Origin of the sequence: Nocardioides caricicola (genome assembly GCF_039541135.1) — a bacterium.
Lineage (GTDB): Bacteria > Actinomycetota > Actinomycetes > Propionibacteriales > Nocardioidaceae > Nocardioides > Nocardioides caricicola.
Genome location: NZ_BAABFQ010000009.1, coordinates 65,760 through 83,047, shown reverse-complemented (window position 1 = coordinate 83,047; position 17,288 = coordinate 65,760). Strand labels below are relative to the sequence as shown.

23 protein-coding genes are annotated in these 17,288 nt (G+C 72.4%); 15 read left to right on the top strand and 8 right to left on the bottom strand.

Going from position 1 to position 17,288, the window contains the following annotated elements:
* Window positions 1-40 precede the first annotated feature (40 nt).
* Genes ABD875_RS20105 through ABD875_RS20095 form a run of 3 tightly spaced genes read left to right on the top strand, consistent with a single transcriptional unit; the run spans window position 41 to window position 2,098 of the window.
* The gene (locus ABD875_RS20105; protein ID WP_081795029.1) at window positions 41-208 is read left to right on the top strand and encodes a DUF3117 domain-containing protein; all 168 of its coding nucleotides are present in this window, start codon (window positions 41-43) and stop codon (window positions 206-208) included.
* A gap of 4 nt (window positions 209-212) precedes the next feature.
* The gene (locus tag ABD875_RS20100; protein WP_345181591.1) at window positions 213-1,763 is read left to right on the top strand and encodes a leucyl aminopeptidase family protein; all 1,551 of its coding nucleotides are present in this window, start codon (window positions 213-215) and stop codon (window positions 1,761-1,763) included.
* Window positions 1,760-2,098, top strand: a complete 339-nt coding sequence (locus ABD875_RS20095; RefSeq protein WP_345181589.1) for a hypothetical protein — start codon at window positions 1,760-1,762, stop codon at window positions 2,096-2,098. The genes ABD875_RS20100 and ABD875_RS20095 overlap by 4 nt, the downstream gene beginning before the upstream one ends.
* Here ABD875_RS20095 and ABD875_RS20090 read toward each other — a convergent pair.
* Complete coding sequence (locus ABD875_RS20090) at window positions 2,095-2,781, bottom strand: O-methyltransferase (RefSeq protein ID WP_345181587.1); 687 nt, start codon at window positions 2,779-2,781, stop codon at window positions 2,095-2,097. The genes ABD875_RS20095 and ABD875_RS20090 overlap by 4 nt on opposite strands.
* A 157-nt stretch (window positions 2,782-2,938) precedes the next feature.
* Here ABD875_RS20090 and sigE point away from each other — a divergent pair, with 157 nt between their 5' ends.
* Together sigE and ABD875_RS20080 are read left to right on the top strand one after the other, a co-directional pair.
* Window positions 2,939-3,526, top strand: coding sequence for an RNA polymerase sigma factor SigE (sigE, locus tag ABD875_RS20085; RefSeq protein WP_379188326.1), 588 nt, complete (start codon window positions 2,939-2,941; stop codon window positions 3,524-3,526).
* Complete coding sequence (locus ABD875_RS20080; RefSeq protein WP_345181582.1) at window positions 3,523-3,987, top strand: zf-HC2 domain-containing protein; 465 nt, start codon at window positions 3,523-3,525, stop codon at window positions 3,985-3,987. Before sigE ends, ABD875_RS20080 begins: the two co-directional genes overlap by 4 nt.
* A gap of 6 nt (window positions 3,988-3,993) precedes the next feature.
* Here the strand turns inward: ABD875_RS20080 and ABD875_RS20075 are convergent, their stop codons facing one another.
* The gene (locus ABD875_RS20075; RefSeq protein WP_345181579.1) at window positions 3,994-4,308 is read right to left on the bottom strand and encodes a hypothetical protein; all 315 of its coding nucleotides are present in this window, start codon (window positions 4,306-4,308) and stop codon (window positions 3,994-3,996) included.
* Between the two features lie 79 nt (window positions 4,309-4,387).
* On the opposite strand from ABD875_RS20075, the gene ABD875_RS20070 reads away from it, so the two are divergent.
* Window positions 4,388-5,674, top strand: a complete 1,287-nt coding sequence (locus ABD875_RS20070; protein ID WP_345181577.1) for a S1C family serine protease — start codon at window positions 4,388-4,390, stop codon at window positions 5,672-5,674.
* Between the two features lie 40 nt (window positions 5,675-5,714).
* On the opposite strand, the gene ABD875_RS20065 is transcribed toward ABD875_RS20070, so the two are convergent.
* Window positions 5,715-5,960: a helix-turn-helix domain-containing protein gene (locus ABD875_RS20065; protein WP_345181575.1), complete on the bottom strand. Its 246-nt coding sequence runs from the start codon at window positions 5,958-5,960 to the stop codon at window positions 5,715-5,717.
* Window positions 5,961-6,057: 97 nt separating this feature from the next.
* Here ABD875_RS20065 and ABD875_RS20060 point away from each other — a divergent pair, with 97 nt between their 5' ends.
* The 3 genes from ABD875_RS20060 to ABD875_RS20050 all read left to right on the top strand — a co-directional run bounded on the left by ABD875_RS20060 (window position 6,058) and on the right by ABD875_RS20050 (window position 8,808).
* Entirely contained in the window at window positions 6,058-6,735 is a 678-nt protein-coding gene (locus ABD875_RS20060; RefSeq protein ID WP_345181572.1) for a hypothetical protein, read from the top strand.
* A 1-nt stretch (window position 6,736) separates the two neighbouring features.
* Entirely contained in the window at window positions 6,737-7,963 is a 1,227-nt protein-coding gene (locus tag ABD875_RS20055; protein WP_345181570.1) for a CpaE/TadZ family protein, read from the top strand.
* Window positions 7,964-8,133: 170 nt separating this feature from the next.
* The gene (locus ABD875_RS20050; RefSeq protein ID WP_345181568.1) at window positions 8,134-8,808 is read left to right on the top strand and encodes a hypothetical protein; all 675 of its coding nucleotides are present in this window, start codon (window positions 8,134-8,136) and stop codon (window positions 8,806-8,808) included.
* Between the two features lie 3 nt (window positions 8,809-8,811).
* Here ABD875_RS20050 and ABD875_RS20045 read toward each other — a convergent pair whose 3' ends face one another.
* The 3 genes from ABD875_RS20045 to ABD875_RS20035 all read right to left on the bottom strand — a co-directional run bounded on the left by ABD875_RS20045 (window position 8,812) and on the right by ABD875_RS20035 (window position 11,014).
* Window positions 8,812-9,255, bottom strand: coding sequence for a ferritin-like domain-containing protein (locus ABD875_RS20045; protein WP_345181566.1), 444 nt, complete (start codon window positions 9,253-9,255; stop codon window positions 8,812-8,814).
* Window positions 9,256-9,318: 63 nt separating this feature from the next.
* Window positions 9,319-10,650: a hypothetical protein gene (locus ABD875_RS20040; protein WP_345181564.1), complete on the bottom strand. Its 1,332-nt coding sequence runs from the start codon at window positions 10,648-10,650 to the stop codon at window positions 9,319-9,321.
* A gap of 1 nt (window position 10,651) precedes the next feature.
* The gene (locus tag ABD875_RS20035; protein WP_345181563.1) at window positions 10,652-11,014 is read right to left on the bottom strand and encodes a hypothetical protein; all 363 of its coding nucleotides are present in this window, start codon (window positions 11,012-11,014) and stop codon (window positions 10,652-10,654) included.
* Window positions 11,015-11,116: 102 nt separating this feature from the next.
* Between ABD875_RS20035 and ABD875_RS20030 the strand changes: the two genes are divergently transcribed.
* The 5 genes from ABD875_RS20030 to ABD875_RS20010 all read left to right on the top strand — a co-directional run bounded on the left by ABD875_RS20030 (window position 11,117) and on the right by ABD875_RS20010 (window position 15,492).
* Window positions 11,117-12,562 (top strand): WS/DGAT/MGAT family O-acyltransferase, encoded by a 1,446-nt coding sequence (locus tag ABD875_RS20030; RefSeq protein ID WP_345181561.1) that lies wholly within the window; start codon window positions 11,117-11,119, stop codon window positions 12,560-12,562.
* Window positions 12,559-12,906: a DUF6912 family protein gene (locus ABD875_RS20025; protein WP_345181559.1), complete on the top strand. Its 348-nt coding sequence runs from the start codon at window positions 12,559-12,561 to the stop codon at window positions 12,904-12,906. The genes ABD875_RS20030 and ABD875_RS20025 overlap by 4 nt, the downstream gene beginning before the upstream one ends.
* Window positions 12,907-13,000: 94 nt before the next feature.
* A complete protein-coding gene (locus ABD875_RS20020) occupies window positions 13,001-13,594 on the top strand; it encodes a hypothetical protein (protein WP_345181558.1) in 594 nt (197 codons plus the stop codon).
* A 90-nt stretch (window positions 13,595-13,684) separates the two neighbouring features.
* The gene (pruA, locus tag ABD875_RS20015) at window positions 13,685-15,313 is read left to right on the top strand and encodes an L-glutamate gamma-semialdehyde dehydrogenase (RefSeq protein WP_345181556.1); all 1,629 of its coding nucleotides are present in this window, start codon (window positions 13,685-13,687) and stop codon (window positions 15,311-15,313) included.
* Window positions 15,313-15,492, top strand: coding sequence for a hypothetical protein (locus tag ABD875_RS20010; protein ID WP_345181554.1), 180 nt, complete (start codon window positions 15,313-15,315; stop codon window positions 15,490-15,492). The genes pruA and ABD875_RS20010 overlap by 1 nt, the downstream gene beginning before the upstream one ends.
* Here ABD875_RS20010 and ABD875_RS20005 read toward each other — a convergent pair.
* Together ABD875_RS20005 and ABD875_RS20000 are read right to left on the bottom strand one after the other, a co-directional pair.
* Window positions 15,477-15,959: a DUF2505 domain-containing protein gene (locus ABD875_RS20005; protein ID WP_345181552.1), complete on the bottom strand. Its 483-nt coding sequence runs from the start codon at window positions 15,957-15,959 to the stop codon at window positions 15,477-15,479. The genes ABD875_RS20010 and ABD875_RS20005 overlap by 16 nt on opposite strands.
* A complete protein-coding gene (locus ABD875_RS20000; RefSeq protein WP_345181550.1) occupies window positions 15,959-16,441 on the bottom strand; it encodes a DUF2505 domain-containing protein in 483 nt (160 codons plus the stop codon). Before ABD875_RS20000 ends, ABD875_RS20005 begins: the two co-directional genes overlap by 1 nt.
* Before the next feature lie 20 nt (window positions 16,442-16,461).
* Here ABD875_RS20000 and ABD875_RS19995 point away from each other — a divergent pair, with 20 nt between their 5' ends.
* On the top strand, window positions 16,462-17,268 hold the full coding sequence (locus tag ABD875_RS19995) for a tryptophan 2,3-dioxygenase family protein (protein ID WP_345181548.1): 807 nt from the start codon (window positions 16,462-16,464) through the stop codon (window positions 17,266-17,268).
* Window positions 17,269-17,288 lie beyond the last annotated feature (20 nt).

The window sequence follows — 17,288 nt, the reverse complement described above, 5'->3', positions numbered from 1 at the left end:
GCTCCCTCCTGGCTCGAGAACGGAAAAGGAAGGTGCGCGGATGGCGGCGATGAAGCCGCGGACGGGCGACGGTCCGCTGGAGGTCACCAAGGAAGGACGCGGCATCGTGATGCGCGTCCCGCTCGAGGGCGGTGGCCGCCTCGTTGTCGAGCTCAACGCCGAAGAGGCCGGCGCACTCGGAAACGCCCTCAAGGACGTCGTCGGCTGACGCCGTGACGACACCCGTTCGCCCCCAACTCCCGGCGCAGGTTTCACCTCCCGAGTTCGCGCTCAGTGAGGTGCTGCCGCACGCCGTCGTGGGGGTGGACGTGGTCGCCGTCCCGGTGCTGCCGGGCGACGACGACGAGACGGTCGTGCTCGGCCCGGGAGCCGAGGAGCTCGCCGACCGGATCGGCGTGGACCTGCTCGGCGTCCTGGAGCTGAGCTCGGCGACCGGCGAGGCCGGCGAGGTCACCTCGGTCCCGGTGCCGCTCGGCAGCCCCGAGAACCCCGCGCTGCGCCTGGTGCTGCTGGTCGGCGTGGGTGCGCAGCGGCCCGACGACCTGCGCCGCGCCGGCGCGGCCGTCGGCCGGGCCTGTCGCGACCGCGACGCGGTCGCCACCTCGGTGACCGCGATCGCCCCGGAGGACGGCGTCGAGGCGTTCGTGGTCGGTGCGATGCTCGGCTCGTTCAGCTTCACGTGGCGCTCCGGCCCGCCGCAGCACCGGCCGGTGGCCCGGGTCGTGCTCGCCGACCTGCCGGGCTCCCTGGCGCCGGTGCTGACCCGCGCGGTCGCCGTCGGTGGCGCGGGCTGGCGCTCCCGGATGCTGTGCACGGTGCCGTCGAACCTCAAGAACCCACCCTGGCTGGCCGAGCAGGCCGTCGAGATCGCGGAGGAGGCGGGTCTCGAGGTCACGGTCTGGGACGAGAAGCGGCTCGCGGCGGACGGCTTCGGTGGGCTGCTCGCGGTCGGCCGCGCGTCCGCGACGCCGCCGCGCCTGGTCCGCATGGACTTCGCACCGCGCAAGGCCGGCCGGCGTACGCCCACGGTCGCGCTCGTCGGCAAGGGCATCACCTTCGACACCGGCGGGCTGTCCATCAAGCCCGGCGAGGCGATGGTGAACATGAAGCGCGACATGACCGGTGGCGCGGTCGTGATGGCGACGATGGCGGCGCTCGCCGCCGTCGACTGTCCGGTGCGCGTGGTCGGGCTGGTCGCCGCCGCCGAGAACGCCGTCGGCGCCTCGTCGATGCGACCCGGCGACGTGATCACCCACTACGGCGGGCGCACCAGCGAGGTCACCAACACCGACGCGGAGGGCCGGCTGGTCCTCGCCGACGCCCTGGCGTACGCCGTGGAGGTGGTGCGCCCCGACGTGGTCGTCGACGTCGCCACCCTCACCGGCGCCATGAAGGTGGCCCTCGGCCAGCAGGTCGGGGGCTTCTTCTCGACCGACGAGTCGCTCGCCGCGGCCCTGCGCTCGGCCAGCGTCGCGGCCGGGGAGCCGTTGTGGCGGTTCCCGCTGACCGACGCCTACGAGAGCAAGCTGGTCTCGAGCGTCGCCGACTCCGACAACGCGCCCAACGGCCCCGGTGCGATCACCGCGGCGCTGTTCCTGCGGCACTTCGTCGGGGACGTGCCCTGGGCGCACCTCGACGTCGCCTCGGTCGGCGACGCGCCCGCCGACTCCTACGAATGGACGACCGGGCCCACCGGTTTCGGCGCGCGGGCGCTGCTGCAGTGGCTCGGGTCGGAGCACCCGACAGAAGGGATCGGCCGATGAACGGACTGACGGTGCGATGGTCGCTCGCCGACGCCCCGGACGGTGTCGAGGAGGAGCTCGCGTCGTACGTCGCGGGCACCTCGCACGCCCGCTTCTCCGCGATGGAGGGCCTGCACCTCAAGGTGTGGCGCTGCGTCCCGGGGGAGTGGTTCGAGGGCTGCTACGTGTTCGACACCGACGAGGAGCGGGCCGCGTTCCAGGCGGAGTTCACCGAGAACGCCGCCACCGTGCCGGGCTCCCAGATGGTCGGCAGCCCGCCCATCCTGATCGAGGCGTGCGAGATCGTCGCGATCGCCGAGGGTGGCGCCGGGTTCCGCGCCGCGGCCCGGTTCTAGCCGGCCTCGGGACTCCACTCCTTCTTGGCGACCAGCAGGCCGTCGCCGACGGGGAGCAGCACCGGCACCAGGTCGTCGCGCTCGGCGACCTGGCGGACGAGCTCGCGGATCGCGACCGTGCTCTCGTCACGCTGCGCCGGGTCGGCGACCCGGTCGTGCCAGAGCGCGTTGTCGAACGCGACGACGCCGCCGGGACGCAGCAGCCGCAGCGCCTCGTGGAGGTAGGCGGAGTACTCCGCCTTGTCGCCGTCGCAGAAGACCACGTCGTAGTGGCCGTCGGTGAGCCGGGGCAGGACGTCGAGCGCGGCACCGGCGATCGTCCGCACCCGCTGGCTGGCGATGCCCGCCTCGGTGAACGTCTGCCGGGCCAGGCGCTGGTGCTCGGCCTCGATGTCGACGGTGGTGAGCACGCCGTCGGCGCGCATGCCGCGCAGCATCCAGAGCCCGGAGACGCCGGTGCCGGTGCCGATCTCGACGACCGCGCGCGCGTCGAGGACCGAGGTGAGGAAGCGCAGGGTGGCGCCGCCGCCGGAGCCGATCGGCACGACGCCGACCTCCTCCGAGCGCGACCGAGCCGCGACCAGGACGTCGTCCTCGGCGACGTACTGCTCGGCGTAGGACCAGCTGGCGGGCTTGATCGGCGTGGTGATGGCGGGCCTCCTGGGGCGGACGTGCGACCTCACCGTATCCCCGGCGCCCGGTCGAGTCGTGGTGACGCGCGGGAACACCGGGCCGGCACTGATCGTTGGTCCTCACGTAAGCAGCCCGAAGCCGGGGCTCAGGAAACTCTCAGCGAAGGTTCGTAGGTTGAGGAAGAGCAAGCGAGTCGAGGAGGCTCCCATGACCGACGCACCGCTGAGCAGTGCCGCGGTGCCGTCGTGGGAAGAGATCGTCGAGCAGCACTCCGATCGCGTGTACCGCCTCGCCTACCGGCTGACCGGCAACCGGCACGACGCGGAGGACCTCACCCAGGAGGTGTTCGTCCGCGTGTTCCGCTCGCTGTCGACCTACACCCCCGGCACGTTCGAGGGCTGGCTGCACCGCATCACCACGAACCTCTTCCTCGACCAGGCCCGCCGCAAGCAGCGGATCCGCTTCGACGCCCTCTCCGACGAGCGCGCCGACCGGCTCACCAGCTCGTCGCCGACCCCGGACGCGGCGTACGCCGACCGCACCTTCGACGACGACATCGAGCTGGCCCTGGCGACGCTCCCGCCGGACTTCCGCGCGGCGGTCGTCCTGTGCGACGTCGAGGGCCTCAGCTACGAGGAGATCGCGGAGATCCTCGGCGCGAAGCTCGGCACCGTGCGATCCCGCATCCACCGCGGCCGGGCGATGCTGCGCAGCGCGCTCGCGCACCGCGCGCCCGGCGACGGCCGGGCCCGGTACGCCGGCCCGCTGCTGTCCGGACAGGGTTCGGCCTCGTGATGGGCCACCTCGGGACCCGGACGAGCGCGCTGCTCGACGGTCAGCTCTCCCCGGAGGAGACCGAGCGCGCCTGGGAGCACGTGCACGGGTGCCACGCCTGCCGTGACCTCGTCGAGCGGGAGGGCTGGGTCAAGACCCGGCTCGCCGGACTGACCTTCGAGGTGGCCGCGCCGTCGACCCCGGACTGGCTCAAGGGCTCCCTGATGGGTGCCTGCGACTTCGCCCCCGCCGGCGAGGCCTACCTGCAGCCGAGCCTCGACCACCGGCGCCGCAACGTCGGCATGGTCGCGATCGGCAGCGGTGCCGTCGGCGCCGCCGTGATGGGCGTGCTCGTCTTCGGCATCGCTCCGGCGTCCACGCCCACGATCGAGCGGCCCGCGCCGGCCTCGATCAACCAGACCGAGCAGCCGCGGCCCCCGGCCGCCACGCAGCCGACGGCGTTCGCGCGCATGCGCCGCTGAAGGTCGTCAGGCCGCGACGGAGCTGGCGTGGCCGGTGGCCCACGCCGAGACGGCGAGGTGGATCGCCCCCGGGGTGATCCGGTCGACCGGGACCACGAGCGCCGGCGGCGCGTCGTCGTGGATCACGACGAGCACGCGCCCGTGCAGCCACTCGTTCCAGGCCTGCTGCTGGTGCCCGCGGTACTCCGCGTCGCGGTGAGTGACCACGTCGACCCGGGTGCCGTCGTCGAACCGGCCGCCGATGCAGGTCGACCCAGCGTCCCAGGCGTGCTGGGGGTACCAGTCGCCGTGGGACGCGGTGTGGGTCGCCAACGTGGTCATGTCCAGATGATCGGCACTCCGGGTCCGCACTTGAGAGCCCGGGAGGCGTGGATTGTGGGCCACGGGTCAAGATAGGGACGTGAGCCAGGACGACCCGCGGGACGGCACCGAGCCGACGCAGCCGATCGCGCCCCAGCAGCCGACGACGCCGCCGCCCTCGTGGGCGCCGCCGCAGGCGTGGGGCGGCTACCCGCCGCCCCCGCCGACGCAACAGCTGCCCTACGCGCCGTACGCCGCCGCGCGCCCCCCGGCGCCCCGCGGCCGGGTGTCCGGCTGGATCTGGCCGGTCGTGTGCGTGCTGGCGCTGGTGCTCGGCATCGCCGGCGGTGTCGCCGGCGCGGCGGTCTACGAGCGCGCGAGCGACGGCGACGGGTTCGTGGGCGACGGCCTGGCCGGCGTCGACACGGTCTCCGAGGCACCGCTGCCGGTGGAGAACGGCTCCGTGGCCGAGGTGGCCCGGCGGCTGCTCCCGAGCACGGTGCAGATCGTCGCGGAGTACGAGGGCCAGGAGGCCGGGGCGTCCGGGTCGGGCTTCATCCTGGACCGCCAGGGCCACGTCATCACCAACAACCACGTGGTGGAGGGGGCCGACGAGGACGACGGCCCGATCGAGATCGTCGACCAGGACGGCAACCGGTACTCCGCCACGGTCGTGGGCCGGAGCCCGGTGTACGACCTCGCGGTGCTCTTCGCGCCCGAGGCGCGCGGCATGGAGCCCGCCGCGCTCGGCGCCTCCCGCTCGCTGCTCGTCGGGGAGGAGGTCGTCGCGATCGGCTCGCCGCTCGGGCTCAGCTCGACGGTGACCGCGGGCATCGTCAGCGCCAAGGACCGGCCGGTGACCACCGGTGACTCCAGCAGCGAGTCGTCGTACATCAACGCGGTGCAGACCGACGCGGCGATCAACCCCGGCAACTCCGGTGGCCCGCTGGTGAACCTGCGCGGCCAGGTGGTCGGCGTGAACTCCGCGATCGCCACCACGGGCGGCGGCGGCATCACCGGCGAGCAGTCCGGCAACATCGGCGTCGGCTTCGCGATCCCGATCGAGCAGGTGCGGGTCACCGCCGACCAGATCCTGCGCACCGGCGAGGCGAGCTACCCCGTCATCGGCGCCAAGGTCCGCACCGGCGGCCGGACCGACGCCTCCGGCGCGGAGATCGACTCGGTCGAGCCGGACACCCCGGCCGAGCGCAGCGGCCTGCAGAAGGGCGACGTGATCACCGAGATCGAGGGGCAGCGGGTGACCGACGGGATCGCCCTGATCGTCGCGATCCGGACCCACCAGCCCGGGGAGACCGTCGAGTTCACCGTGGAGCGCGACGGCGAGGAGCGCACCATCTCGGTGACGCTCGGCGAGCAGGTCGGCTGACCGGCCAGCTAACCGGCCAGCTAACCGGCCAGCTAACCGGTCAGCTGGTCGTCTGGTCCGCGTCGGACTCGACGTACGGGTGCTCGTCGACGAACGCCCGGGTCTCGGCGTACATCCGCGCGATGTACTCCTCGAGCTGGGCCGACTCGACGCGCCACTGACCCCGGCCGCCGATCTTGATCGCCGGCAGGTCGCCGCGGCGCACGAGCGCGTAGACCTGCGCGCTGGAGGTGTTGAGGACCTCGGCGACGTCGGCGAGCGTGAGGAAGCGGGGGGTGCCGGCCATGGCCCCATCGTCGCACCCTCGCGGGTCCGCGTGGCGACCCGGCGGGTGGCTGTGGAGGACGGGTTTCGGATCGGGGCGGGGAGGCCATCATCACCGCGTGAGTCTCGGGACGGCGCGGGCGCCCGTGGACCGGGCGGCCGGCCCGGTCCCGCCGGCCACCCGTGCCGCGCGGCCGGGCTGGCGCGACCCCCGGCTGTGGGTGGGCGTGCTGCTGGTCGTCGTCTCGGTGGTCGCGGGTGCGCGGCTGCTGGCCGCCGCCGACGACACCGTGTCGGTCTGGGCGGTGTCGACCGACGCCGGGCCGGGGTCGCAGCTCACCGCCGACGACCTCGTCGCCCACCGGGTCCGCTTCGCCGACGCCGACCAGCTGGCCGGCTACTTCACGGTGGACGACGAGCTGCCGGCCGACCTGCGGCTGCTGCGTGGCGTCGGCGCGGGCGAGCTGCTGCCGCGGGCCGCCCTCGGCGCCGCGGACACGGCGCCGGACACCGTCGAGCTGCCGGTGGCGGTCGATGCCGACCAGGTGCCGGGGTCGGTGCGCGCCGGCTCGGTGGTCGACGTCTACCTGCGTGACCCGAGCGCCCGCTCCGAGGCGTCCGACCCGGTGCTGGCGCAGGCCACGGTCGTCGACGCCCCGGCGCTGGAGGACGGCTTCGGCACCGTCACCGGCCGCCGCCAGCTGGTCGTGGCGGTCCCCGCGGGCGACGCCAGCGCCTTCCTCGCCGCCCTCGGCCGGATCGAGAACCCGGTGCTGACCGTCGTCCGGTGGAGCTGACGTGACCGACCGCGCGCTCGTCCTGATCGTCGCCTCGGGCGCGGCCTGGGAGACCGGCGCGCTGCGGGTCCTCGGCGAGCACCCGGGCGTGGTGGTGCTCAAGCGCTGCGTGGACGTCGACGACCTGCTCGCCGCGGCCACCGCGGGCCAGGCCGATGCCGCCGTGCTCGGCATCGACGCGCCCGGTCTCGACCGGACGGCCGTCGACCACCTGCGCCGGCACGGGATCCGGCCGGTCGCGATCGCGGCCGGCGGCGCGACCCTCGACGGCGGGCGGCTGCGCGCCGCCCGGATCGGCATCCACCGCGTCGTCACCGACGACGACCTCGGGGCCCTGCCCGACGCCGTCACCACCCCAGAGACCCCGGCGACCGCCGTCCGTCCGCTGCCGGACGGTCCGCCGCCGGTCGGCCCGCCACCGGTACACGGGCCGGTGGCGGGTCCGGGGGGCCGGGTGACTGCCGTCTGGGGCCCGGCGGGCGCCCCCGGGCGCACCACGGTCGCGATCGGGCTGGCGGCCGAGATCGCGCGCCGGCAGCGCCGCACGATCCTCGTCGACGCGGACCCGTACGGCGGAGCGGTCGCCCAGCAGCTCGGCATCCTCGACGAGGTCTCCGGGCTGCTCGCCGCGGCTCGGCTGGCCGGGTCCGGGCAGCTCGCCGAGCGGTTCGCGGCGGTGCAGCGCGGCCTGGACCAGCACCTGAGCGTGGTCACCGGGCTGCCTCGCGGGGATCGCTGGGTGGAGGTGCGCTCCGGCGCGGTCGAGCACCTCCTGGAGCTCGCGCGCGAGCAGGGCGAGGTCGTCGTGGACACCGGCTTCAGCCTGGAGGACGACCCGGGCTCGGAGTACGCCTCACGGCCCGGACGCAACCAGCTGACGCTCGGGTCGCTCGAGGTGGCCGACGAGGTGGTCGTCGTCGGTGCCGCCGACCCGGTCGGCCTGGCGCGGCTCGGCCGCGCGCTCGTGGAGGTGCGCGACCTCCTCGGGTCGCGCCCCGTGCACGTGGTGGTCAACCGGATGCGCCCGACGCTCGGCTGGTCCGAGCGCGACATCGCAGGCATGGTGACCGGCTTCGCCCGCGTCGCCGGGCTGCACTTCCTTCCCGACGACCAGGCGGCGGTCGACCGGGCGCTGGTGGCCGGACGGACGCTGGTCGAGGTGGGGGACACGCCACTGAGCCGGGCGCTCGGGCGGGTCGCCGACGTGCTCGCCCCTTTACCGGCCTGATCGCGTCCGGAAATAGGGTGCCCGATCCACTCAGGGCGGGCCGAAATCTGCCGATTTCTGTCCTCGTGTGGCACCTAGACGATCTCGAGCCGATGGCCTCGGAGATGGAGAGTGCCCTGCTCTACCCGGACGGGCGGACCAGGGCGGTATCTCCGCTCCTGGGGTCCGTCGTGCCTGCGCTCCTGCCCCGCCTCTCGCGCGAGGAGCTGACCCTGCTCGGCCAGCTGCGGGGAGCGGTCAGCACGACCGTGCTCCCGCCCGGGGCGCCCGGCGACATGTTGGTGCGCCAGATCCGGGTGCGCCGCAGCCTGCTGCACTACTACATCGACCAGTTCCCGTCCCTCGACGACCTCGAGCGGGCCGGCGTCGACGCGGTCTGCGACATCGCGACCGTGCTGCACCTCGAGCCCTGGACCGACCCGTCGGTCCTGAGCCACACGCTGCGCCCGCTGCGCCAGATGGTCGGGCCCGAGGAGGAGCTGGGCTTCGGCCCGGAGTACAGCCGGGTCCTCGACGTCCTCGGCGGCATCATCAAGACCACCACCGAGCTGGAGCGCACCGAGGCGGTGCGCCGCGCCTGGCTGTCGCACCCGCTGCGCTACTGGGACGGCATGGCCGACCAGCTGCTCGCCGCGGCCGCGATGACCCACCGCCAGGTCTCGCTGCGGATGGTGCACCGGGTCACCGGGGTGTCCAGCGAGTCGGTACGCCGCAGTGCGGTCTTCCGCTCCGCCCGCCTGCGCGCTGCCGCGATCATCCTGGCCGACGTGCTCGACGCCTCGGTCGTCGCCGCGGCCAGCGCCCCGTGGGACGCCGGCCTCGACGCCGGCCGCGAGGCGGCGTAGCCGCTAGGCGCTCGCCTGCAGGGCCTTGACCTCGTCGCGTGCGGCCACGACCGCGGCGCGCTGGCGGTCCACGACGTCGCGGAAGCCGGCGCTGAGGTCCTTCTGGAGGCCCTTCTCGTACTCGCTCACGGCGTGGTCCTCGCCCGTCGCCGCGGCCTTGAGGACCGCGCTGGGGTCGTCACCGGTCAGGGCGTCCTTGAGCGAGATCCACCCGCGGTGCAGGGCGCCCGCGACGGAGCCGCTCTCGTCGACGTCCTCGCCGTAGTCGTGACCCAGCGCGACGATCTCGCGGCGGAACTCGGCGCGCTGCTCCGACAGCCGCTGCAGCGTCGCTGCCCACTCCGGGTGGTCCCCGTCGCGCACCTTCTCGGCCGCGCGGGCGAAGCCCCGCTCGCCGTCCTTCAGCGTCTCCACGAGCTCCTTGGCGACCGCGTTGTCGTCCGACATGTGTCTTCCTCCCTGACGATGTGATGGCCATGAGGCCGTACCCGTCAGGCCGAGGCGCAACCCCTACGCCGCGAACAGCAGGTACAGCCCGCCCGCGGTGAACGCGATCATCGCGAACAGCAGCGGCAGCTGCCCGGTGAGCTGGTGCCGCTTCGGCAGGATCCGGATCGCCCGCTCGTGCGCCGCGATCACGCCGAGCACGTGGCCGAGCACGACCGCCAGCACCTTGGTGTTCGCCAGGAACGTCGGGTGGTAGCTCAGCCAGGTGAACAGCGGCAGGTCGGCGGTGCCGAACCAGTTGCTGCCGTTGCTGAACGGGTCGCTGGCGTAGATCAGCGTCAGCCAGCCGACCTCGACCAGGTAGCTCAGGTAGTGGGCGACGATGTAGCCCACGATGATCGGGATCATCGAGTGCGCGAACTGGTTCGGCAGCTCCACGCGGCGTAGGTCGTCGCCGAGCCCGGTGAGCACGCACCCGAGCGCGAAGACGGCGCCGGCCGCGACGCAGAACGCCAGCAGCCCGATGTTGTTCAGCAGGTACGGCGAGGTGTCGCCGCCCTGCACGAACTTCACCCAGCGGGTGGAGTCCTGGAACGAGTCGAACGCCGTGCTGCCGAACAGCACCGCGACCACCGCGACCAGGCCCGGCCGCACCGGCGTCGTGTCGAGGTTCGCCAACGGGCTGCGGATCACCAGCTGCTCACCGCGCCGGCCCCAGACCGACATCCGCGAGACCAGCGTGGAGTAGACCTCGAAGGGGTCGGCGCGCTCGTAGAAGCGGTTGCCGAACAGGGCGCCGCCGACCAGCATCACCGCGACGTACGCCGCCGCCCAGAGCCGCACCGGGCCGAGCTCGGTGGGGTAGGGGTAGACGAGCTCGAGCCAGACGAACGCGAAGAGACCGAACGCCGCCGGCCAGTTGCCCAGGCGCTCCGGGTACTCGAACAGGCCGCGGTCCGGGTCGCTGCCGGAGATCTTCGCGAAGCCGAGGTTGATGGTGCGGACCGGGCTGATCGCCTTCCAGACCGGGCCGAAGAACAGGGAGAGCGGCACCAGGCCGACCCACCACCACACGTAGACGATGCCGAGGATCGGGTTGATCGCCAGGTCCTTGCCGAACACCGCGACCATGACGGCGTAGAGGAAGATCGCGAAGCCGACGACCCGCCAGGTGATCCGCCACGCGCGGGAGTCGACGATCGCGGCGAGCCCGGGCGGTGCGACCCGCCCGCTGGTCGCGGCGTCGTACCTCGGGGTGCGCCACGCGATCGCGAGGACGGTGAACGAGATGACCAGGGCAGCGGTCGCACCGGCGATCGCCAGCTCGGGCGAGATCGGCAGGTCCTTCGCCCCGCCCAGCCCGTGGGCCAGCGTGATGCCGTCAGGCGATGCCACCTCAGCGGACTTCGAGCTGGACGATCACCAGCTCGAGCGTGTGCGACTCGACGTCCACCGTCCCGGGCTGGTCGATGCCCTGGATCGTCACGGTGGTGGTGCCCTCGGTGTACTCCAGCTCCTGCTCGGGGTCGGAGTGCACGTGGATCTCGCCGGGCGCGTCGGCGGTGACCTCGAGCTGGACGTCCTGGCCGCGCTCGACCTCGACGCGGTCGCCGTTGGGGGTGACGGAGTCGCCGTCGAACGTGACCTCGATGACCTTGGGGTCGCTGGTGCCGGACGGGGTCTCCTCGTCACTGCCGCACGCGGTTGCCAGGGTGAGAGCGCTCATCAGCACCGCGGTGCTCGCCAGGACTCGGCGCATCGTCGTCGTTCCTTCTGCTCGGTGGACCGTCACGTCTGCCAGAATCCCACGTTGTACGAAACTCCGGCACGCAGCCCCGGTGGATCGACGAAAGGGCGAGAGATGAGTGAGCGGCTCCGGCCGCGGGATGTGGCCCTCCTGGCCGAGGAGTCCCCGTCTGCGCCCCGGCACAACGCGACCGTCGAGATCTTCGAGGTCGGCAGCTCGGGGTTCGACTACGCCCGGCTCGTCCAGCTGGTGCAGGAGCGCATCTCCTTCGTGCCCCGCTACCGGCAGCGGATCCAGGCCGTCCCGGGCCGGATCGCCAACCCCGTGTGGGTCGACGACGAGAACTTCGACATCGGCTACCACGTACGCCGCTCCGCCCTGCCGCGGCCCGGCACCGTCGAGCAGCTGCGCGAGCTGGTGTCGCGGATCGTCTCGCGGCCCCTGGACCGCAACCGCCCGCTGTGGGAGATCTACGTGGTCGAGGGTCTGGCCGACGGCCAGGTCGCGCTGCTGTCGAAGTCCCACCAGGTGCTGGTCGACGGCATCGAGACCGTGGACCTCGGCCAGGTGCTGCTCGACCAGTCGCCGGAGACCAAGGAGCTCGGCGCCGACGCCTGGCGGGCCCGCGGCCGCCCGTCGCCGTTCACGCTGATGGCCGGCGCGCTGCGGGACTCGGTCACCCAGCCGGACACCGTCGTCGACACCGTCCGCAGCACCACCGGCTCGGTGCTGCGCGCGGCCTCCACCGGCTTCCGCACCGCCGGCCAGGTCGTCGACGCGCTCGCCAACCGCAGGCCCAGCCCGGACTCGCCGATCATCGGGCCGCTCTCGCAGCAGCGCCGTGTGGTCACCGTGCGCACCGACCTCGCCGCGCACCGCAAGGTCCGCGAGGCACACGGCGGCTCGGTCAACGACGTCGTGCTGGCCACCATCACCGGGGCGCTGCGCGCGTGGCTGATGACCCGCGGGGAGTCGATGCGCGGCATCCGGCAGGTGCGCGCACTGGTGCCGGTCTCGGTGATCGACGAGGAGCTCGAGGCGACCTCGATGGGCAGCCAGGTCACGGCGCACTTCGTCGACCTCCCGGTGTGGGAGCCCAACCCGGTGGTCCGGCTGCACCAGGTGTCGTACTCGTTCCAGGCGCACAAGGAGGGCGGCCGCGGCGTCGCCGCCGCCCGGCTGGCCAGCCTGTCCGGCTTCGCGCCGGCGACGTTCCACGCGCTCGGGTCGCGGGTGGCCGCCGCCGAGCGGCGCAGCTACGGGCTGTGCATCACCAACGTCCCCGGGCCGCAGGTCCCGCTGTACGCCGCCGGCGCGCGGATGGTGGCGACGTACCCCGTGCCGCCGCTGCACGAGGGTCACCCGATCGCGATCGGCGTGACGTCGTACGACGGCTTCGTCTACTACGGCATCACCGCCGACCGCGACATGATCGCGGACGCCGACCTGCTCGGGCCGTGCCTGCAGGAGGCGCTGGACGAGCTCGTGGACTCGGCGTCCAGCGGCCGGGGTCGGGCGCCGCGGGGCCGGAAGAAGCGCAAGCCGACGGAGACCTCGTGACGATTCGTGCCTACCTGCCCACCACCCTCGCGCTGCTCGCCGAGCAGCACGCCGAGGGCCACGTCGTCGTCACCGACGACGTCGTCATCGCGACCGAGGACGACGAGGAGTCGGAGTACGACGCGCTGATGACCGCCGCCGACGCGTCCGCCGCCCTGCTCCCGGGCCCGGGCCGTCGCGTGGTCGTGGTCGCGGAGCTCGACAAGGCCCCCGAGCCCGGCTGGACGATCCCGCTGAAGCGCGTCGTCGCGGTGCACGCCGACACCGAGGACCGGCCCGCGGGCGCCGACCCCGACGACGACCTCGGCTGGTTCGCGACGCAGGAGATCCCCTTCCTCCTCTGAGGCGTCCTGGGATCGCCGGACGAGTGCCTCAGGTTCTTGCAGCTTGGTTCCGATAGGCGATCGGGCGGGCTAGCGTCGCGGCCACGGCGACGGCATGGGGCCGTCGCACGACATCTCGGGGACGTACATGAAACGCAATCGACCTGCTCCAGCCAAGCGCCGCCACACGTGGGCAACTCTCGCGGTGCTGACTCTTCTGACGCCGATCCTGGTCACCGCCCAGGCTCAGGCCGCACCCGCGACGCAGGAGGGCGAAACTCCGGCGGCGGCCGTCGGGCAGCAGCGCGGAGGCAATCCGTTCGGCTGCCGCGCCAAGATCGACTACCTCGGCACCGAGATCGGGACGGGCAACCGGATCGAGATGAGGGTGGTCGCCACTTGTAATCGGACCCTCGACGAGCTTCGCGTGTCGGGTCTGATCCAGCGCCGGGACGGACAGAACGGTCCCACTCGGAACTGGAAGCAGTGCAGCAACACGAACTACTGCACCGTGAAGGTCCTCGCCGACAACCCGTCGGGCAAGCAGAACTGGACCGGCAGAGTCACCGACTGCGTGGGGGACGTTTCCTGCACCACCATGGTGCGCGACGGCAGTACTGCGAGCTTTGCATCAATGGGTTGGCCCTGCCCGACCGGCGCCACCTGTTGGAGCCCTGGCCTGTCGGTCGAGTACCTCGACGCGAAGTAGTTCGAACGGTGATGGTCGGTGTGGCCTCGTCCGAGGCCACGCCGACCCGCGGTTTGGGGCACGCGACGGCACGGTGAGAGCATCGCAATCATGGACGCTGTCACCACCCCTCCTGCCCCGATCAACGAGCCGGTCCTCACCTACGCGCCCGGCACTCCCGAGCGTGAGGCCCTCCAGGCCGAGATCGCGAAGCTGGAGCGGAAGCAGCGCGACTTCAAGGCGCACATCGGTGGCCGCAAGAAGGCCGGCGGCGGTGCGGAGATCAAGGTCGTGCAGCCGCACGACCACCAGCACGTGCTGGGTGTCCTGAAGAACTCCACGCAGAACGACGCGCGCGCCGCGATCAAGGCCGCGGCCGACGCGGCGCCGGGCTGGCGCGAGATGGACTTCGACGACCGGGCCGCGATCCTGCTCAAGGCCGCGGACCTGCTCGCCGGCCCGTGGCGCCAGCGGCTCAACGCCGCCACCGTGCTCGGCCAGTCGAAGACGGCGTACCAGGCCGAGATCGACAGCGCCTGCGAGCTCATCGACTTCTGGCGCTACAACGTCCACTACGCCCGCGAGATCCTCAGCGACCAGCCGATCGCCAACAGCCCCGGCGTGTGGAACCGCACCGACCACCGCCCGCTCGAGGGCTTCGTCTACGCGATCACGCCGTTCAACTTCACCGCGATCGCGGGCAACCTGCCGACCGCGCCGGCGCTGATGGGCAACACCGTCATCTGGAAGCCCTCGCCGACCCAGCAGCTCGCCGCGTCGCTGACGATGGAGCTGCTGGAGGAGGCCGGCATGCCGCCGGGCGTCATCAACATGCTCCCCGGCGACGGCCTCGAGGTCTCGCAGGTCGCGCTGGCCCACCCGGACCTCGCCGGCATCCACTTCACCGGCTCGACCCCGACGTTCCAGCACCTGTGGCGCGAGGTCGGCAACAACATCTCGAACTACCGGGCCTACCCGCGCATCGTCGGCGAGACCGGCGGCAAGGACTTCGTCGTCGCCCACCCCTCGGCCGACCCGGACGTCGTGCGTACGGCGCTGATCCGTGGTGCGTTCGAGTTCCAGGGCCAGAAGTGCTCGGCCGCGTCGCGCGCGTACGTCGCGCGGTCGGTGTGGAAGAAGATGAAGGACTCGCTGCTCTCGGAGATCGAGTCGATCACCATCGGCGACCCGACCGACTTCTCGAACTTCATGGGCGCGGTGATCGACGACCGCGCGTTCGCCAAGCACAAGAAGGCGATCGAGCGCGCGAAGCGCCAGCGCAAGCTGGAGATCCTGGTCGGCGGCAAGACCGACGGCAAGGTCGGCTACTTCGTGCACCCGACGGTCGTCGAGGGCGGCGACCCGACCGACGAGATGTTCACGACCGAGTACTTCGGCCCGATCCTCGCGGTGCACGTGTTCGAGGACGCCGACTTCGAGAAGGTCGTGCGCGGCATGGAGTCCATCGCGCCGTACGCCCTGACCGGCTCGATCATCGCCCAGGACCGCCGCGCGATCGCGTGGGCGCAGAACGAGCTCCGCTTCGCGGCCGGCAACTTCTACATCAACGACAAGCCGACCGGCGCGGTCGTCGGACAGCAACCGTTCGGCGGTGGCCGGGCCAGCGGCACCAACGACAAGGCCGGCGCCGCCGTGAACCTGCTGCGCTGGACGTCGCCGCGCTCGATCAAGGAGACGTTCGTCCCGCCGACCGACTACCGCTACCCGTTCCTCGGGTGATGGTCCCGCTCCACCTCGGTGCGCTGCACCCGGTCGAGCAGGCGCTGACCGTGGTCCTGGCGATCGGTCCGTTCGTCGTGCTCGGCGGCGTCATCTGGTGGCGTCGCCGCCAGGACGCCGCCGAGGCCCAGCAGCAGGCCCAGCAGCAGGCCCAGGAGCAGGCTCAGCGCAACACGTAGTCGCGGCCGACCTGTTCCTCGGCGCGCAGCGCCTTGCGCAGCAGGTCGGCGATCAGCTTCTCGATCTTCCCGCCCACCAGCGGGATGTTCACGGTGATCTCGACGTCGACGGTCTCGGTCGTCGTGCCGCCGTCCTCGTGGAGGTCGATGGAGCCGACCACCTGGCCGGGCTTGCCCGGGATCGTGACCTCGAGGTCGGCGTGGTCGTCCGATGTCCACGCCTCGCGCTGCAGGAGGGGGATCTCGTCCCCGACGAACTTCCGGGCGAAGCCCGGGATGCCCTCGGCCGGCTGCACCTGCGAGATCACGACGACGACCGCGTCGCCGACCTGCTCGAACGAGACCGACCCGTCGGAGCCGCCCTGGGCGGTGACCACCGCCTCGCGGTACGCCGCGTCGTCCAGCATCGCCGAGACCGCGGCCAGCGACGCGTCGTACGTCATCGTGTGCGTGAGCCGGGTGCCCATCAGCGCTCACCCGCCAGCCACGCGACGCCGACGCCGTGCTCGGCCTCCATGCCCGCGGTGATCCTCTCCGCGAGCAGCTTCTCGAGCTTCCCGCCGATCAGCGGCACCTTGATCTTGAGGTCGAGCTCGACGACCTCGCGGGTGCCGTCGCCCTGCTGCTCGAGCGTGATCGTGCCGCGCACGTCGGACGGCTTGCCGGGCGCGTCGATGCGCAACGTCCCGCCCAGGGGGTCGGTCCACTCCTCGCGCTGGATGGCGCGGGTCGAGTCGCCGGCGAACGTGCGCGCGAAGCTCGGCAGGTCGTCGGTGCGCTGCTCCTGGTCGATGGTGAGCGTGAAGCGCTCGCCGTCCCGCTCCACCTGGACGTCGGCAGAGATCACGCCCTGCGCCGCGCAGGCCGCCTCACGGAACTTCGGGTCGGCCAGCATCTCGAAGACGTCGGCCGGGGACGCGTCGTAGGTCAGCTCGTGTCGGAACTTCATGCGGACATAGTCTCCTGCTCATGACGGTCGAGAACTTCGTCTCCTTCGGCGAGCAGGGTGCCCAGCTCACGTACGGGTCGTACCTGCGTCTTCCCCAGCTGCTGGACTCCCAACACCTCGAGTCCGACCCGCCGGCGCACGACGAGCTGCTGTTCATCACGATCCACCAGGTCTACGAGCTGTGGTTCAAGCAGCTGCTGCACGAGGTCTCGGCCGCCCGCGACGCCATGCTGGGCGGCCAGGGCGGGGGCCGGCTGTGGTGGGCGCAGCACCTGATGGCGCGCGTGCACGTGATCGAGCGGGTGCTGGTGCAGCAGGTCGACGTGCTGGAGACGATGACCCCGCAGGACTTCCTGGAGTTCCGGCAGCGGCTCGCGCCGGCCAGCGGCTTCCAGTCGGTGCAGTTCCGCGAGCTGGAGTTCATGTCCGGGGCCAAGGACCCGCGCTACCTCGACCGGTTCAAGGGGATCACCGAGGCCGAGCGGCAGCACCTCGACGCCCGGCTCGCGGAGCCGACCCTGTGGGACGCGTTCGTCGCCGTGCTCGCCTCGTTCGGCCTCGCCGCGGGCAGCGACGAGGAGGTCTCGGCGTCGATGCGCACCGTCGCCCACGACCGCGACCAGTACGCCGTGGTCTGGGCGCTGGCCGAGGCGCTGCTGCAGCACGACGAGCTCGCCGCGAGCTGGCGGGCGCGGCACGTGGTCATGGTCGAGCGGATGATCGGCAGCAAGTCCGGCACCGGCGGCTCCAGCGGCTCGTCGTACCTCCGCTCGCGGCTCCCGGTCCGCTACTACCCGCTGCTCTGGGATCTTCGCAGCGAGCTGTAGGCGAGCCCGACTGGTGAGTA

Coding starts and splice junctions, on each gene's coding strand:
- ABD875_RS20020 (WP_345181558.1), top strand. CDS start 13,001: ATGGGGCCGTCGCACGACATCTCGGGGACGTACATGAAACGCAATCGA.
- ABD875_RS20095 (WP_345181589.1), top strand. CDS start 1,760: ATGAACGGACTGACGGTGCGATGGTCGCTCGCCGACGCCCCGGACGGT.
- ABD875_RS20005 (WP_345181552.1), bottom strand. CDS start 15,959: ATGGGCACCCGGCTCACGCACACGATGACGTACGACGCGTCGCTGGCC.
- ABD875_RS20030 (WP_345181561.1), top strand. CDS start 11,117: ATGAGTGAGCGGCTCCGGCCGCGGGATGTGGCCCTCCTGGCCGAGGAG.
- ABD875_RS20035 (WP_345181563.1), bottom strand. CDS start 11,014: ATGCGCCGAGTCCTGGCGAGCACCGCGGTGCTGATGAGCGCTCTCACC.
- ABD875_RS20045 (WP_345181566.1), bottom strand. CDS start 9,255: ATGTCGGACGACAACGCGGTCGCCAAGGAGCTCGTGGAGACGCTGAAG.
- ABD875_RS20000 (WP_345181550.1), bottom strand. CDS start 16,441: ATGAAGTTCCGACACGAGCTGACCTACGACGCGTCCCCGGCCGACGTC.
- ABD875_RS20065 (WP_345181575.1), bottom strand. CDS start 5,960: ATGGCCGGCACCCCCCGCTTCCTCACGCTCGCCGACGTCGCCGAGGTC.
- ABD875_RS19995 (WP_345181548.1), top strand. CDS start 16,462: ATGACGGTCGAGAACTTCGTCTCCTTCGGCGAGCAGGGTGCCCAGCTC.
- ABD875_RS20010 (WP_345181554.1), top strand. CDS start 15,313: ATGGTCCCGCTCCACCTCGGTGCGCTGCACCCGGTCGAGCAGGCGCTG.
- ABD875_RS20105 (WP_081795029.1), top strand. CDS start 41: ATGGCGGCGATGAAGCCGCGGACGGGCGACGGTCCGCTGGAGGTCACC.
- sigE (WP_379188326.1), top strand. CDS start 2,939: ATGACCGACGCACCGCTGAGCAGTGCCGCGGTGCCGTCGTGGGAAGAG.
- pruA (WP_345181556.1), top strand. CDS start 13,685: ATGGACGCTGTCACCACCCCTCCTGCCCCGATCAACGAGCCGGTCCTC.
- ABD875_RS20075 (WP_345181579.1), bottom strand. CDS start 4,308: ATGACCACGTTGGCGACCCACACCGCGTCCCACGGCGACTGGTACCCC.